Annotated in this window: 9 protein-coding genes; all 9 read right to left on the bottom strand. The window is 43.5% G+C overall.

Annotated elements, in window-relative coordinates; genetic code table 11:
• Position 1: 1 nt before the first annotated feature.
• Positions 2 to 3,286, bottom strand: a complete 3,285-nt coding sequence (locus P3L47_RS11290; protein WP_233577014.1) for a SusC/RagA family TonB-linked outer membrane protein — start codon at positions 3,284 to 3,286, stop codon at positions 2 to 4.
• Between the two features lie 906 nt (positions 3,287 to 4,192).
• Positions 4,193 to 5,239: a ketol-acid reductoisomerase gene (ilvC, locus tag P3L47_RS11285; protein ID WP_075556285.1), complete on the bottom strand. Its 1,047-nt coding sequence runs from the start codon at positions 5,237 to 5,239 to the stop codon at positions 4,193 to 4,195.
• Positions 5,240 to 5,407: 168 nt separating this feature from the next.
• On the bottom strand, positions 5,408 to 6,139 hold the full coding sequence (locus tag P3L47_RS11280; protein WP_129729205.1) for an acyl-[acyl-carrier-protein] thioesterase: 732 nt from the start codon (positions 6,137 to 6,139) through the stop codon (positions 5,408 to 5,410).
• A gap of 39 nt (positions 6,140 to 6,178) precedes the next feature.
• Entirely contained in the window at positions 6,179 to 6,730 is a 552-nt protein-coding gene (gene ilvN, locus P3L47_RS11275) for an acetolactate synthase small subunit (RefSeq protein ID WP_075556283.1), read from the bottom strand.
• A 12-nt stretch (positions 6,731 to 6,742) separates the two neighbouring features.
• Positions 6,743 to 8,443, bottom strand: coding sequence for a biosynthetic-type acetolactate synthase large subunit (gene ilvB, locus P3L47_RS11270; protein ID WP_277780845.1), 1,701 nt, complete (start codon positions 8,441 to 8,443; stop codon positions 6,743 to 6,745).
• Between the two features lie 108 nt (positions 8,444 to 8,551).
• A complete protein-coding gene (gene ilvD / locus P3L47_RS11265) occupies positions 8,552 to 10,384 on the bottom strand; it encodes a dihydroxy-acid dehydratase (RefSeq protein ID WP_277780844.1) in 1,833 nt (610 codons plus the stop codon).
• Between the two features lie 403 nt (positions 10,385 to 10,787).
• Complete coding sequence (locus P3L47_RS11260) at positions 10,788 to 12,248, bottom strand: alpha-L-fucosidase (protein WP_277780843.1); 1,461 nt, start codon at positions 12,246 to 12,248, stop codon at positions 10,788 to 10,790.
• Positions 12,249 to 12,321: 73 nt separating this feature from the next.
• Positions 12,322 to 13,755 (bottom strand): RagB/SusD family nutrient uptake outer membrane protein, encoded by a 1,434-nt coding sequence (locus P3L47_RS11255; protein ID WP_233577017.1) that lies wholly within the window; start codon positions 13,753 to 13,755, stop codon positions 12,322 to 12,324.
• 14 nt (positions 13,756 to 13,769) lie between these two features.
• The gene (locus P3L47_RS11250) at positions 13,770 to 17,072 is read right to left on the bottom strand and encodes a TonB-dependent receptor (protein WP_277780842.1); all 3,303 of its coding nucleotides are present in this window, start codon (positions 17,070 to 17,072) and stop codon (positions 13,770 to 13,772) included.
• Positions 17,073 to 17,114: the final 42 nt, after the last annotated feature.

Raw genomic sequence — 17,114 nt, 5'->3', positions numbered from 1 at the left:
TTTATAATGTGATTTGAATACCGACCATATACAGTCTTCTCGAACCCTGAATACCGTTATCCGTTTCAGCGTTACCGTTATAACTGTTACCCATGACACCTGTTTCGGGATCTGTAAAGCGTTTCTTTGCCGGTCCGAAAGTCAACAGGTTATTACCTGTCACATACACACGCAGATTTTCCACCAATGCCTTACGGCTGATATTCTTTGGTAAAGTATAGCCTAAAGTAAGGTTTCTCAGACGCCAGTAATGATTGTCGAATACAAAGTTGTCGGCATATTTAACCGTTGCACCATACTGAGTATACGACCAACGGGGAATAAGCGTTCCCGCATCACCCGGCTGTCTCCAACGGTCTTCTACCAATTCCTGTACGACACCCACACCCGGACGGTTCATGATACGTTCTTTGTAAGTATAGTCGGAAATCTTCGATCCATAAGAATAATAGAACATAAACGACAGGTCGATCCCTTTAAACTGGAAGTTGTTGGTGATAGAACCGAATACTTTAGGAATGGCAGAACCACAGTATACGAAATCATCGGTAGTTACTTTCGCCTGGTCTTCCGTACGTACCCAACCTCCGTTACCGTCGCGGATCAACCAACCGGGCAGACCTGTTTCAGGATTCACACCGTCATATTGAGGGGCGATAAACTCGTAGATAGACTTACCTTCTTCCATTTTATAGGTACAAGCCGTACCGGCATAGGTATAAGCACCTGTCGGCAGATAAGTAACCTCATTCTTCAGTGTACTCATATTGGCGTCGATATCCCATCTGAAATCTTTTGAAGTAAAGATGTTGGCATTGATCGTTATTTCAACACCGCTATTACGAAGGTCACCGATATTCATATTATATCCGGAAGCAGCACCAACCTGGGCCGACAGAGGCAATTCCTTATAATACAACAGGTCATTGGACGTACGGGAGTAATATTCCACCGTACCGCTCAGACGGCTGAGGAAAGAAAAGTCCAAACCAATATTCCATTGTTTATTGCTCTCCCATTTCAAATCCGGAGTCGGAGTAGTAGAAGGCTTCAGACCAGACTTCAGATAGAGGTCATCACTTTCATAAGTTCCCTGATAACCGTATAGTACTTCGTCCCCAGCTTTACCGTTACTGGCATTACGTACAATCAACTTATCATTACCGGTCGTACCGTAACTGGCACGAAGCACCAGATTGTCAATCCATTTCGTATCTTCCAAGAAGCCTTCTTTCGATATTCTCCAAGAAGCACCGGCCGACCAGAATGTACCCCAACGGTTATCGGAGCTGAAGCGGGAAGAACCGTCCTCACGAATCGAGGCAGAGAGATAGTACTTATTCAGGAAATTATAATCCAGTTTTCCGAAGAATGACAACAGAGAATATTTATCACGGCCTCCCCATACACCAAAATTTTTGGTCGTATTCGATAACTCATATTTACCTAATTCCATGATTCCTTCACCCCAACCTTGCTCATAGTGAGAATCCCAGGTATACCACTCGTGACCAGCCATAGCGGAAATATTATGATCGCCGATCGACCAGTCGCCCGACAACACATTATTCCAGGTGGTAGAGCGCTTATTGAAATCATAACGGCTGGCATAACCTCCATCCGCCAGGATAGAAATACCGTAAGGAGCAGTCTGGCCACTACCATGTACAGCTGATGTATACACCATCGAACGACTCCAATAATCGTCGATATTCAAAGCTGAACGGAACTTCAGGTTATACGGCAACTTAAACTCTGTATTAAACTGAGCCGAGAGAATATGCCCCATATTATTATCGAAACTATCATCATTCTCATTATCCCAATAATCACCCGAGTTGTTCAGGACATGTGCTCCGAAGAAGTTATTGGTGTATTTGCCATAGTCGTACATTCTTTTTCCGGTCTTTTCCGAAACCACCCATCCCGTATTATCCTCGTTACGCAACCAGGGAGACGACAGCGTTGTCGTAAAGTTGGCAGCACGGCTGGCACCTCCCGATACATTTTGGCGATGACGGGAATAGGACAAGCTACCTGCCACCTTCCACCAGTCGAACAGTTCCGTACTTAAATTCGTACGGAAAGAATACCGTTTGTAATACTGGCGATTTCCATATCCCTGATCATCCAGGTAACCACCGGAGAAGAAATATGAAGTCTTACCATTTCCGGTCTGTCCGCTTATATCCACACTATAATCCTGACGTAGTTTTCGGGAGAAGATGGCTTTATAAACATCCCAGTCGTCTTCCTCCCATACATATTCCAGATTAGGATTCATGTAAGGATTGCCGTTACCGTCATGCAAAACATAATCTTCGTTGATGTATCTAAACGGGGTTACATAAATAGTTTCTCCCTTTGAATTTCTTGTTGCTTTCACCTGTTTGGTCAATGCCTGGGAAGATGCATAATCGCCGGCAGCCTTGGCATCCATGCCGTCGTAAAGCAATGCATCGTAATACAATGCATACCAGGTATTTTCCAACTGTTGATAAGGGTTCGCCTTTTTAGGGTTCTTTACCGCATTGTCCGAAGTACCCCATGCCCCACGGAAATTAATCTGAGGCTTAGCTGATTTACCTCTCTTGGTAGTAATCATCACAACCCCATTCGCAGCACGCGAACCATACAAAGAGGTTGCCGCAGCATCCTTCAAGACCGTCATCGATTCGATATCCGTCGGATTGATCTGATTCAGACCGCCATCGTAAGGCATACCGTCAACAATATACAAAGGATCAGCCTTTCCGGACATAGAAGAAATACCACGAATTTCGACACGGGCTTCGGCACCGGGATTACCTTGTACGTTTACCACATTCACACCGGCCGACATACCTTGCAATGCTTCCGTAAAACCGGTACCCATCACCTTTTCCAGTTTCTCTGCTTTCACAACAGAGGCCGATCCGGTAAAGGTCGATTTCTTAGCCGTACCATAAGCTACAACTACAACTTCATCCAAATCTTGTGTCGCATCGCTCAACTTAACATGTAAGTTGGCTTGCCCATTCCAGGTAATCTCCTGCGTAGCCAGGCCGACAAAAGATATTACAATAACCGATCCCCGCCGGACATTATCCAGGCTAAATCGGCCGTCGGTATCGGTAATCGTACCGACAGAAGTTCCTTTTACTACGACAGAAGCACCGGCTACGGGCCCCATATCGTCAGAGACAAGGCCTGAGACCTTATTTCCCTGTTGCACTACCATCGTTTCGGGACTTGTTGGAATAGCTGCAACTACAGTTCCCGCAGCTCCAAACAATACAGAAAACATTAGTGATTTAATTAGTTTTGAGTCTGTCCACATAGTTAAATTCAAGACTTTAATTAAATAATTTTAATCATAATAGCGTTCATTTCATTAGAGGTTGCGCTTCTCTCCTCAAAAAAGCGCCTAGGTCCATACGTTCTAAAATAAAGTTCACAAAATTAAGACACACAACTTCTTACACACAACATTTCGATCTACTTATCTTGATTACACACACAATACTTTCTTCAACAAATATAATCTATCATTAATAACTACAAGCATAAAAATATATATTTAATACTTTATTCCTCACTATTTAACATTCATGAATTAAGAAAAGTAATCCGGTAAAAACTCCTAACCGATCAAATACAATAAGCATAAGAGATCGATAAACCAATTTCGCCGATAACGGGTTTTAACATATAACACGGTGATGTTTCATACCGGTGACAGATGACAGATAAGGTTGCAGATAAAAACAACTATCTGCAACCATTTATAGCCTAATAGCCAAACAAATACAGGTAATTGTTGCAGATGACAGATAAATTCGGAAAACTTTATGATAGAAAACTTACTTAGCTAAAAGCAGTCACACAGGTAGCCACTATATCCCTTTCCGGCACCTTTTATTATATAGCCAGGGAGTTTCTAAATCAAAAGCCCCTACTTATTATTACCCTGTACAGGGTAGCCGGACAGGGTGTACAGGATGGATAGCCAAGGTGTACAGGGTAATCAGGCAAGGTGTACAGGGTAGCTTTAATAAGTAAGGACTTTTGTATTAATAAGTCATGAGGTAAGACTTAATTAGTCAGAGATTTATGCTTAACCGGTAACGGGATAGAAAAAGCGGCAACCCGGAACATACCGGATTACCGCTTTATATCACAAAAATGTTTAGCTTACTTATCGCACCAACTATTAGTTGTTTTCAGGACGAAGTTTACGAACAACAGCACCTGCACGCCACATTTCGCTGTCGCGAAGAGCAGCCAGTTCTTTTTCAAGACCTTCACGGTAGTCTGGCTTACTGTTTGTATCGATAGAACGCTGTGCTTCGTTACCACAGGCAACTTCGCTATACAGTTTCTGGAATACCGGTTTTGTAGCATCGTGGAACGGGCCCATCCAGTCCAAAGCACCACGCTGTGCTGTAGTCGAACAGTTTGCATACATCCAGTCCATACCGTTTTCTGCGAACAACGGCATCAACGACTGAGTAAGTTCTTCTACTGTTTCATTGAATGCTTCAGAAGGTTCGTGACCGTTTTCACGCAGTGTTTCGTACTGAGCAAGCAGTAATCCCTGGATTGCACCCATCAAAGTACCACGTTCGCCAGTCAGGTCGGAATATACTTCTTTCTTGAAAGTTGTTTCGAACAGGTAACCTGAACCGACACCAATACCCAGTGCGATTACACGATCCCATGCCTTGCCTGTTGCATCCTGGAAGATAGCGTAGCTTGAGTTCAAGCCACGGCCTTGCAGGAACATACGACGAAGTGAAGTACCCGATCCTTTCGGAGCAACCAGGATTACGTCTACATCAGCAGGAGGGATGATGTTTGTACGTTCTTTATAAGTAATACCGAAACCGTGAGAGAAATACAAAGCCTTACCCGGAGTCAGGTATTTTTTGATACGCGGCCATACTTCAATCTGTGCGGCATCTGAAAGCAGATACTGTATGATTGTTGCTTTTTCGCAAGCTTCTTCGATATCGAACAGTGTTTCGCCCGGCACCCAACCGTCAGCAACGGCTTTTTCCCAAGTCTTACCACCTTTACGTTGTCCTACAATTACGTTAAAACCGTTGTCGCGCAAGTTCAGGCTCTGGCCGGGACCTTGTACGCCATAACCTATCACGGCGATAGTTTCATCTTTCAATACTTCTCTTGCCTTTTCCAACGGAAATTCTTCGCGGGTTACTACGTTTTCATCAACACCGCCAAAATTCATTACTGCCATTTTCTTTTTACTATTAAAATGTATATAAAATAATTTGTTTCTATATAAGTCTCACTATGGCACGCAGATGACGCAGATTAGACAGATTTACGCAGATAATAATTTATTCACACAATATAAATCTGTGCCCATCTGTTCAATCTGCGTCATCTGTGTGCCATTTTGCATCTATGTCCAGGTGACAGCGGCGCGGCATATTGCTTTGCCATCGTTACATATTGCCATATTATATTTGCCTTCGGATACTTCTTGGTTATGGAGCGTCAACTCCATGCCGTATTTACCTTCAGACTGATAAGCTATTTCGAAACGGCTTATCTCTTTTTCACGAAACATACTGATATCGAACAGGTCGAGCAGGTGTTCCATGTATTTGATACTGTTCAAATGTCCATTCACATCGAGGTCGCTGTATTTCACACGATAGGGCTCACCGGGCACCTTGTTTTCTACCGGGGAGATCTTACCGGGTTTCTCGATCGGACAGGGACGGTCGGTGACATAAGCACTCAGCCCTTCTACATCGAGCAAAGTCGGACGACGGGTTTCCACATCGATAGCCGCCCAGATGGAACGGGCAAAGCCGAATGTTTTACCTTCGCCATTCACCAGTTCGAAACAACGGCTGGTAAATAACTTTCCGACTTCATCGACCCAGGTATATAAGGTTACGGACTCGGACATAGCCGGATAGGAAGTCATTTCGATTGCCAGACGGGAAAGCACCCATGCGGTATGCCTTTCGGTCATGTCGTTATAACCGAAGCCACGGTCGGCGGCATGACAGGAAGCGGCGTGCAGCAAATAAGTTCCGATCATCGGAATAGTGATGCGACCCCGAAAGTCCATCAGATAAGACTCGGTTACGAAATGAAATTCTCCTACTTTGTTCTTCTCCATACTCTTCTTTTTATAAGGGACGAAGTCCTTCTGTTTGTATTAATGTTTATCCTGCAACTTCTTTTCCATCGAGGACAGCATATCGCTCAGGCGCTCTACCTTACTCTTCGTAATCGCAACACGGCCGGAACGGATGAATTGCAACACGCCGATCGTCTCACTCAGTTCTTTGAACAAGGCTTGCGTTTCATCATAATGACCACTCTTTTCGAGTACGACACAGCTCTCGTTCATTTCGAGGATGCGGGCATTATACTTACGGATCAGATCTTCTACCGTACCCATCTTGATAAAGAGTTCGGTACTCAGTTTGTAAAGAGCTATTTCTTGGTAAACCAGGTCTTCATCCGTATTATAATAGGCTTTCAGAATATCCACACGCTTGTCGATCTGTTTAACGACCTTATCGATCATATCCTCATCGGCAAAGGTAGTAATTGTGAACTTATGTATTCCCTTTATGGCGGAAGGAGAAACAGAAAGCGTCTCAATGTTCAGTTGCCGGCGCGTAAAGATAACGGTTATCTGGTTCAGAAGACCTACTGTGTTTTCTGAAAAGATAATAACGGTATATAATTTTTTCGTATTCATAATTGTTCCTCCTTACTTAGCACCTAAAATCATATTCGTAACGCTTCCTCCGGCCGGAACCATCGGATATACCATTCCACAGGTTTCCACGTTGGCAACCAACAGGTAAGCGCCGTCATGGTTAAGCATTTCTTCTATTACACCGTCCAGTTCTTCACGGCTGTCAACAGCGCGTGAAGCAATACCGAAAGCCTTGGCTATCGCGACAAAGTCCGGATTTTTCATGATGGTGTTCGAATAACGTTCCTGGAAGAACAATTCCTGCCACTGGCGTACCATACCGAGGAAATTATTATTAAGAACGATGATCTTCACATTCAGTTCTTCCTGCATGATGGTTCCCAGTTCCTGGATAGTCATTTGGATACCACCGTCGCCGGTAAAGAAACAAACCGTACGGTCGGGAGCACCCAGTTTGGCTCCGATAGCAGCAGGAAGACCGAAGCCCATCGTACCCAGACCTCCTGAAGTGACCACACTACGGGTTTGCTTATATTTGAAGTAACGGACACCCATCATTTGGTTTTGACCTACATCGGTAACCAGGATAGCATCATTGCCGGTTGCTTCGGATACTTTACGTACTACTTCTCCCATCTTCAACTGCCCTTCGGTAGGGAAAAGTTCCTTACGGATCACTTTTTCTTCTTCTTCCCTTTCATCCGGCTCGAACTCGGCATTCCATTCGGGACGCTTCCGTTCTTCCAGCAAAGAGGTGATCATCGGAATGGTATGTTTTGCATTCCCCAATACCTTTATATCAACAGGTACATTCTTTCCGATTTCCGAGTTGTCGATATCCAAATGGATAATTTTTGCCTGCTTGGCGTAGGTCTTCAAATCGCCGGTCACACGGTCATCGAAACGCATACCGATAGCGATCAGCACATCACATTCGTTTGTCTTCCGGTTAGGTCCTACATTTCCATGCATACCAAGCATACCTTTATGTAAGGGGAAGTCGGAAGGAAGTGCCGACAATCCTAACACGGTCGAACCGGCAGGTATATCGTTTTTCTCCAAGAAGGCTTTCAATTCCTCTTCTGCCCCACCCAGGATAACCCCCTGGCCTACCAGACAGAACGGTTTCTTTGCACTATTGATCAGAGCGGCAGCGGCTTCAATACGTTCTTGTTTGATATCCGGCTCCGGCTGATAGCTGCGTATATAATTTACCTTTTCGTATTCATAATCCACCAAACCTACTTGTGCATCTTTGGCCAGGTCAAGTACTACCGGACCGGGACGTCCCGTCGATGCGATATAGAAAGCACGGGATACGGCCCAGGCTATTTCTTCCGGCTTACGAATCTGATAGGCCCATTTAGTTATTGGTTGTGTAATACCGATTACGTCGACTTCCTGAAAAGCATCGGTACCCAGCAGTGGAGACGGAACTTGTCCGGCAATTACAACCATCGGCGTACTGTCCATCAATGCATCGGCAATACCGGTAATGGTATTTGTTGCTCCTGGTCCGGAAGTAACCAACGTTACCCCCACTTTACCGGAAACGCGGGCATATCCCTGAGCCGCATGTGTCGCACCTTGTTCGTGGCGTACCAGAACATGTTTCAATTGATCTTTATAGTCGTATAAACTATCGTATATAGGAATTGCCTGCCCGCCCGGATAACCGAAGATAGTATCTACTCCTTCAGCGATCAGCGCTTTCAGCAAAGCTTCCGAACCGGTTATCTTTTGTTTATCCATCTCTTTTCTAATTGACAATTGACAATTGAGAATTGACAATTGAATGTTATTATTAATGTTTCCTGCTTATTATGTCTTTTACTTTTCATAATTGTCAATTGTCCACTGTCAATTGTCAATTACTCTAACGCCGCCTTTATCGGCCGAAGCAACCATCTTGGCGTATGCCTTCAGTGCTTTCGATACCGTACGCTGGCGGAAAGGAGGTGTAAAGGCTTTCGGTCCGCGGGCTTCTTCTGCCTGGCGGCGTTCTGCCAGTTCGGCATCGCTTACCTTTACGTTTATGGTTCTCTCGGGAATATTAATTTCAATAATATCGCCGTCTTTCACTAAGCCAATCGCTCCGCCTGCAGCAGCTTCGGGAGAGATATGTCCGATTGACAAACCTGATGTTCCACCGCTGAAGCGTCCGTCCGTGATCAATGCACATTCTTTTCCCAGGTGTTTACTCTTTATATAAGAGGTCGGATACAACATTTCCTGCATACCCGGTCCACCTTTCGGACCTTCATAGGTGATAACGACGACATCGCCGGAGACGACTTTGTCTTTAAGGATGCCCTCGCAAGCGGCATCCTGCGAATCGAAAACTTTTGCCGGACCTGCAAAACGGAAGATACTTTCATCTACCCCTGCTGTCTTGACAACACAACCATCCTGCGCTATATTTCCGTAGAGAACAGCCAGACCACCGTCTTTTACATAAGCATGTTCCACATCACGGATGCAACCGTTTGCACGATCCGTATCGAGTTCCTTATAATAGCTTTCCTGTGAACCGAGCACCAGATTGAAACGGTGTGCCGGAGCACTTTTATAAATATTGATTGCTTCTTCCGTAACATTTACGGATGTGATACAATATTGGTCGATCGCCTGCCCCAGGGTCAGTCCGTCCACACGCTTCACCGAATCATCCACCAGGCCGGCTTTTACCAACTCATTCATGATACCCATGATACCTCCTGCACGGTTCACATCTTCCACATGATAGGAACAGCTTGGAGCCACTTTACAGATAACAGGAGTTTTACGTGAAAGCATATCGATATCTTTCATGGTGAAGTCAGCTTCCGCTTCATGAGCAACAGCCAATAAGTGAAGGACTGTATTGGTAGATCCTCCCATTGCAATATCGAGTGACATCGCATTCAGGAATGCCTGACGGGTGGCAATACTACGGGGCAATACAGAATCATCGCCGTCACGATAATATTTGAACGCATTATCCACGATCATTTGGGCAGCCTTCTTAGACAGGCGCGTACGGTTGACATGCGTTGCCACTACTGTACCGTTACCGGGAAGAGCCAGACCGATCGCTTCATTCAGACAGTTCATCGAGTTAGCAGTAAACATACCGGAACAACATCCGCAGGTCGGACAAGCCGAACGTTCAACCATCTCAACCTGTTCATCGCTTACAGAATCATCGGCAGCTTCGATCATCGCATCGATCAGGTCGAGTGCGCGTCCGTCCAGATTTCCGGCTTCCATTGGTCCCCCGGAAACAAAGATTGTCGGGATATTCAAACGCATCGCAGCCATCAGCATACCCGGAGTGATCTTGTCGCAGTTGCTGATACAAACCATAGCGTCAGCCTTATGGGCATTTACCATGTATTCAACGCTGTCTGCAATAATGTCGCGGGAAGGAAGGGAATAAAGCATTCCGTCGTGTCCCATGGCGATACCGTCATCGATAGCGATCGTATTAAATTCTGCGGCAAAGCAACCGAGTTTTTCAATCTCCGCTTTCACTTGTTGTCCGATCTCGTGCAAATGCACATGTCCCGGGACAAACTGAGTAAATGAATTCACAATGGCTATAATCGGTTTGCCGAACTGTTCTTCTTTCATGCCGTTGGCACGCCACAAAGCACGGGCTCCCGCCATGCGTCTGCCCTCTGTGCTATATGAACTTCTTAACGGATTCTTCATCATATCTGTTTTTTTATGTATGGGCGATTCGCGAATCGCCCGTACCACGGTAAATAAAAAAGCCCTTCTCTATATGGAGAAAGGCTTAAGAAATATCATTTACGACTTCACAACTTCTTACACACCTTTCTCCTTACCTACTAATGACTAGAAGGACCACCACGAGAATAATATGTAATACATTGTTCATCATCTTTTCTTATCGTCTTTAATTTGTTTGACGCTGCAAATGTAGAACAATAATTTATATGAGCAAAGGATTTAAAAGAAAAATCTTACTTTTTCTTTCATTTATCAAGAAAAGAGATGGTTCATCTTGCATTTTAACAGAGAACCATCCCTCAAGCGGTTGAATTCTTATTCCTGAACACCTGTTTACTTTAGATCTGAAACCTCCCGGTTATCAATCCTTGCTAATTCGATTGTTCAATTCCTTCAACAAAGCTGCCGACTTCGGCGAAATCGTGCCGTCCTGATAAATACGTACATTAATCATCGGAAGATTCTTCCGCTTGTTGGATTCTTTCACTACTTGTGTCAATTCTTCGATGGAAAGAACAGGATCACCGATAATAGAATCTTTATAAATATGAGTCCAATCGCCCGGTTCCAATGTACCGGAAAAAGTGGCTTGCAAACCATCCTGAGGTCCGCCATGAAACAAACCGTCTCCATCTTCAGGAAGATAAGGATCGTTTACCCCGGCACTGGCTAAAGACAACCCTAACTCCCCGGCATAATAATCCTGAAACTCTGTCAACTTCGGTAATATCCAGGGATTGAAACAAATAACCAAATCTTTATTTCCACTTTTTGCGGCTTTAGCGATCTTTTCAAAGGATGCGCCATTCGGATAATAACCAATACCGTCATCCATCCACAAACCAGCCAAACGATTGCCATAACGTTGGCTGATCTCACCGACGATCTTTTCCACATTTGTAAACAGCTCTCCGGTATTATTGCGTGTATAGTGTTGTTTGTCCCACCATTCTTTATCTCCATGCCCTACATGATAATACAAGATCAAACGGATATCATACTTTCCTAATGCTTCTGACAGATCAGCAACAAGATCTCTTTTTGTGGTCCGCCCCGGTAATATCGAATCAATAGTTTGTATCGGAGCCGGGAAATAATATTCAGCCCACGAAGTCGTAAAGAAAACCAACTTTCCTCCACACTCATGAACAGTCCGGGCAAAACGTTCTACATCAAATTGATTTACAGCATCCTCATAAGCTAACGGCTCGCCTGCCTGCGGCATGCTTTTCGAATTCCAATGAAAGAAGAACCCGTAAGGCAAATCAGCCATCCACGACGTATTACTGCGTAATGAAGCCGCTTCAGCCTGCAATCTTTTATAAGTCTCCGGCTTAACGACTTCCAGGGAATAGAGATACACATTAAAATCATCCTTTTTCCCCGGCTTGCTGATTTTTAATGACAATTCAGAAGTGCCTTTATTAAAATGTAAAGGTCGTGAAAAACTGCAACGCTGCCATCCGGTCGTCCCTATCCGGCAAACGACACTATCCGTTCCGTTAGAAAGCGTCAATACAGCTTCCTCTCCTTTTTCAAGATGATTGACGGAAACCAGCATAGCTGCCTGATACTCTTCACCGCCGGTATTCACTTTCCATACGATCGACTGTTCTGGAGTATTCCAGTTCTCAGCCCAAAAAGCTTTATAAGGTTCCTCCGGATAAAGCTGCCGTACGCCATTATTCAACTCTCCCCGAAAAGGGATCAAACGGTTAATCTCCGAAGGGTTCAGTTCTAAAGCGTTCGGATCGACCGGATTACTGCAAGCCAGTAAACAGGCTGTACATACAAACAAAAAATAAATAAACTGCTTTTTCATTCTCGCTATATGGATATAAGAAGGGCCAATCCATAAAATATATCAGACCGGCCCTTCATGTATTCTACATTAATTATCTGTAATCCGGATTCTGAGGAATATTATTGTTCAGAATTTCCGTGTCAGGTATTAACCAGGTATTGTTGTAAGCACCGATGGGAACATTCATTTTATCGCCACGTGCTTTTTGCACCTTATCAAAAGTCTGGGTACGCTTCATATCGAACCAGGCAAAACCTTCTTCATACAATTCGTGCTGACGTTCGAGCAAAACAGCTTCCCGGAACTGATCCTGACTAAGTCCGCTTAAATCCGGTACATTTGTCGGATCATTCTGATCGACACGGGCACGTTTACGAATAGCGTTAATATACTGATAAGCATCCGCCGGTCCGTTCATTTCATTTTCAGCCTCAGCTGCGATCAGGTACATTTCTGCCAAACGGATCAATTGCGTCTGCCATGTCAGGATACTTGTATTTGAAGCCGGAAGTTCCTGTTCCAGATATTCTTCATTAATATACTTATTATAATAAGTACGACTGATCACCTTAGTCCCTTTAGCATTTACATATTCAGGCTTAATTCCCCACTCTTTACGCATATCCCCTTTATCAAAACCGGCAATAAAAGCATCCGTCGGCAAATACAAGGCAGTCTGGCTTCCAATCGGTGAAGATTCTTTATGCATGCCGCTATAACTGTCAGGAGCAGAAAACAACTGTGCCCAAATAGTTTCAGCCGTGTAACGTTCGGTTTTGAATACCTTATCGAATGTCGGCATCAAAGAATATTTACCGCTGTTGATTACTTCCAACGCTTTTGCCTTCGCTTTTGCATAATTCTCTTTTTGATTCATCGGAAAACCGGCCGAAGTCAGATACATACGAGCCATCATAGCTTTCACCACAAACTTATCGACACGCCCCATTTCCTGTGCTTCTTCCGGCACCTTTTGTTCGGCATCCAGAATATCATCAAAGATAAATTTATAAATATCTGCCTGAGGCGTACGGTCTATTGCAATATCCGCATCACTGGTAACGACTTTATCACGTAAAGGCACATCTCCGAAGAACTGGACCAATGTAAAATAAGACCAGGCACGCAAACATTTAGCCTCACCGATAATACGATTCTTGGTTTCCTCTGCAAAGTCTTTATCGACTATCGACTCCAATATCATATTCGTATTTTTAATCGTACCATAAGGTCCCGACCACGCATTTCTGAATGCATAAAAACCATATCCCGGATTATTCGCCCAAATATCTCCGACCTGTTCTGCCGATTCCGGTTTATCATTATAATCGGCAAAAACTTCCGTCAGATTCAGATTTTGTCCCTGGGGATACAAACCTTTCAATGCACCGTCAAAATCTTCCACTGTCTTATAGAAAGAAGAAGGAGCAATAAATGTTTTCGGTTCTTCTTCCAGCCAACTGGAACAAGAAGTAGATAAAATAACCGGCACAGCCAGTAATATATTTTTAATCAGTGTTTTCATACTTATAATACGTATTAAAATTTAACCTGTAAACCCAAAGTAAATGATTTCGAAGACGGATAAACGCCTCTATCCCATCCGTTCACGGCAGAAGACATCCACGATGCTTCCGGGTCATAATGTGAATAGCTTGTAATCGTAATCAGATTCTGTCCGCTCACATACAACGAAATATTCGGTTTATGTGTACCGGAAAACCACTGTGTCGGTAATGTATATGCCAGTTTAATATCTTTGAATCGCAGATACGAACCATTTTCCACCCAAATAGAGTTAGGATCGCCAAAAGCCAAATAATCTTTTGTAGAAGCAGAAGCACGTGCATATTTAGCATTCGGATGTTCCGGCGTCCAGTGATTTTCCCATACGTCTTTACGTATATTCCATGTTCCACCAATATTTGTGATACTCTTGTTAAATTCGTTTACGATATCTCCACCTATACTACCGATCATCAGGAAAGAAAACTCAAAATTATTCCAATTGATCGTATTGGTCAAACCAAAAGTAAACTTAGGTTGTGTGTTAGCAATAATGGTTTTATCACCTGTTGTAATACCGGCCTTCCCATCGGTATCTTTATATCGGTAATCGCCGGCCTTCTTGGTAGCCTCTCCATTCAGACGAGCTTCTTCGTCAGTTTGATAAATACCTTCAATCTCATATCCATACAACTGGAACGGGGCTTTCCCGACAAACAAAGGGAACCAGTTTCCTCCACTGATAGGAGCATCGATTCGTTGAATTTTGTTTCCATATACATCCGTACCCAAATCTTTTACAATCGATTTATTAGATGTAATGTTCAAATTAGTGGTCCAGTTTACTTTTCCCTTCATATTAATCGTATTGATCGAAATTTCAAATCCCTTATTATCAATACGTCCTAAATTCCTCAACATAGAAGAATAACCGGAAGAAGGAGGCAACGTTGCTTTATACAACAAGTCACGTGTCTGTTTCCAATAATAGTCAAATCCGATATTCAAACGGTTAGAGAAAAATCCAAAATCAACCCCGATATCAGTTTGTGTGGTAGTTTCCCATTTCAGATTATCATTTGCCATGGAAGACAAATTAAAACCTATATCCTTGCCATTTCCAAAAATAGGTGCAGATGTCCCCAACTGGGCAAAAGTCTGATAAGGATCGATAGATTGGTTACCGGTTTGTCCGATACTGCCACGCAACTTCAGGTTGCTCAGCCAATCGATCTCTTTCATGAACTCTTCTTCCGAAACACGCCAGGCTAATGCAGCAGAAGGGAAAAAGGCAAATTTATGATTCTTACTGAATTTGGAAGAACCGTCATAACGAGCCGTTACAGTCAACAGATATTTTTCCATCAGATTATAATTGGCACGTCCTAAGAAAGAAACCATCCGGTAATCTTTAAAACCGGAAGAAGGTGTTCCGGGAGTTGAAGCAACCCCTAAATTATTGGTTTCATATACATCACGCAGAAAACCGGTTCCCGATCCTGTCAACTTATCATATTGATATGTCTGGAAAGTGATACCTCCCATCAGGTTCAAAGCATGATTCTTATTAAACTTCTTATCGTAAGTCAGAATATTCTCATTGATAATAGTGTAATAATTCGCTTTCTCTTTAGAAGCATCTCCATCCAATTTGCCTCCAGCGGACAAACCGATCGGAATATATCGGTCGATACCTTCGGAATTCACTTCTGCACCGGCATTCACACGAAAGGTCAATCCATCGATAATATTATAAGTAAGCGCCATATTAGCTAACAGACGGGAGTTGACAATTTCCCTTTTATACAATTCAGACATACCTACCGGGTTAGTTCCTCCCCAGGGAGTTCCCGTAAAATTAGTATATTTTCCATCAGCATCTTTAACCTCCTGTATCGGAGGCATCACCATAGCAGTATAAGCTATAGCACCACCGCCATCGGCATTACTGTTTGCCGTGTTCTGAGTTCCGTATGAATAAGCGATACTTGCACTTAACGACAATTTCTTCGATAATTTCTGATCACCATTGATACGCAATGCAAAACGATTGTAATTAGAACCTTTTATAATACCTTCCTGGTTCATATAATTCAAAGAAGAGTAGACCTTTGTCTGTTCGGTACCACCTGAGACAGAGACCTGATGACTGTGTGTCAGAGCTGTCTGATACACCAAATCCTGCCAATCATTATTAGCCAGCGAGGCTGCTTCGTCCGGAGTAATAGCAATACCTTTTCCATCGTTTTGAGAAACTTCGTTCACCATTGCGATATAATCGTCTTTACCCAGCAAATCCAGTTTCTTTCTCAACATGGAAACACCGACATATCCGTTATAGTCGATTGTCGTTGCTCCTGTATTACCTCTTTTAGTTGTAATCATAACAACTCCATTTGCTCCACGCGAACCATAAATAGCTGTAGAAGAAGCATCTTTCAACACTTCCATAGATAAGATATCTTCCGGATTAATATCTGAATTCATCTTTTCTACCGGCATGCCGTCGATAACATAAAGCGGCTCATTACCACCTGCCAAAGAGTTGCTACCACGAACACGGATCATCATCGCTTCACCCGGCTGACCAGTCCTGGCATTTACCTGCACACCGGCAATCTGCCCTTGCAAAGCACGGTCGGCACTGGTAATGCCCACCTGACTCACATCTTTCATCTGTACAGAACCGACAGCTCCTGTCAAATCGCTTTTCTTTACCGTACCATAACCGATCACCACGACCTCATCCAGTGCTTCGGAATCTTCCCTGAGAGATATATTTACGACATTTACACTCCCGACTTTCACTTCCTGGGTGTTATAGCCGATGTAGGATATTTGCAACACCCCACCAACCGGAACTTCCAGAGTGTATTTTCCGTCCATATCCGTAACAGTTCCGTTTGTGGTTCCTTTCACCACGACATTCGCTCCTATAACAGGTTCTCCCCGTTCATCTTTTACAATACCTGAGATCTTTTTAGTTTCAGATACTGCTTTAGCTTGTTTTGTAATAATAATATGTCCGTTACTAAACGCTATCGAACAGCCGGTTCCTTCCAGCAATTGTTCCATAACCTCTTTCACGCTACTGTTCTTTGGTAATTTTGAAATGAGACGGGAATCATTTACTTCCTGAGTATTATAGTCTACAAACAATTTTGTTTGTTGCTCTATCTGTTTGAAGGCAGTCTTCAATGTTACATTATTCCCTGTCAGGCGCACCTGTTGTTGCTGTGCATAGCCCCAAAAACTGCAAGAAGATAAAGCTGTTACCAATAACAGCTTAGATATACTTTTTCTGTTATTTATAGGTATTAGATTAGTTAATTTCATATATTTGTACATTTGAAAATTGAATATTAATAAAACCAGACG

This window comes from Parabacteroides chongii, assembly GCF_029581355.1.
GTDB classification, from domain to species: domain Bacteria; phylum Bacteroidota; class Bacteroidia; order Bacteroidales; family Tannerellaceae; genus Parabacteroides; species Parabacteroides chongii.
The sequence above is the reverse complement of the archived record's forward strand: the minus strand, read 5'-3'. Positions and strand labels throughout refer to the sequence as shown.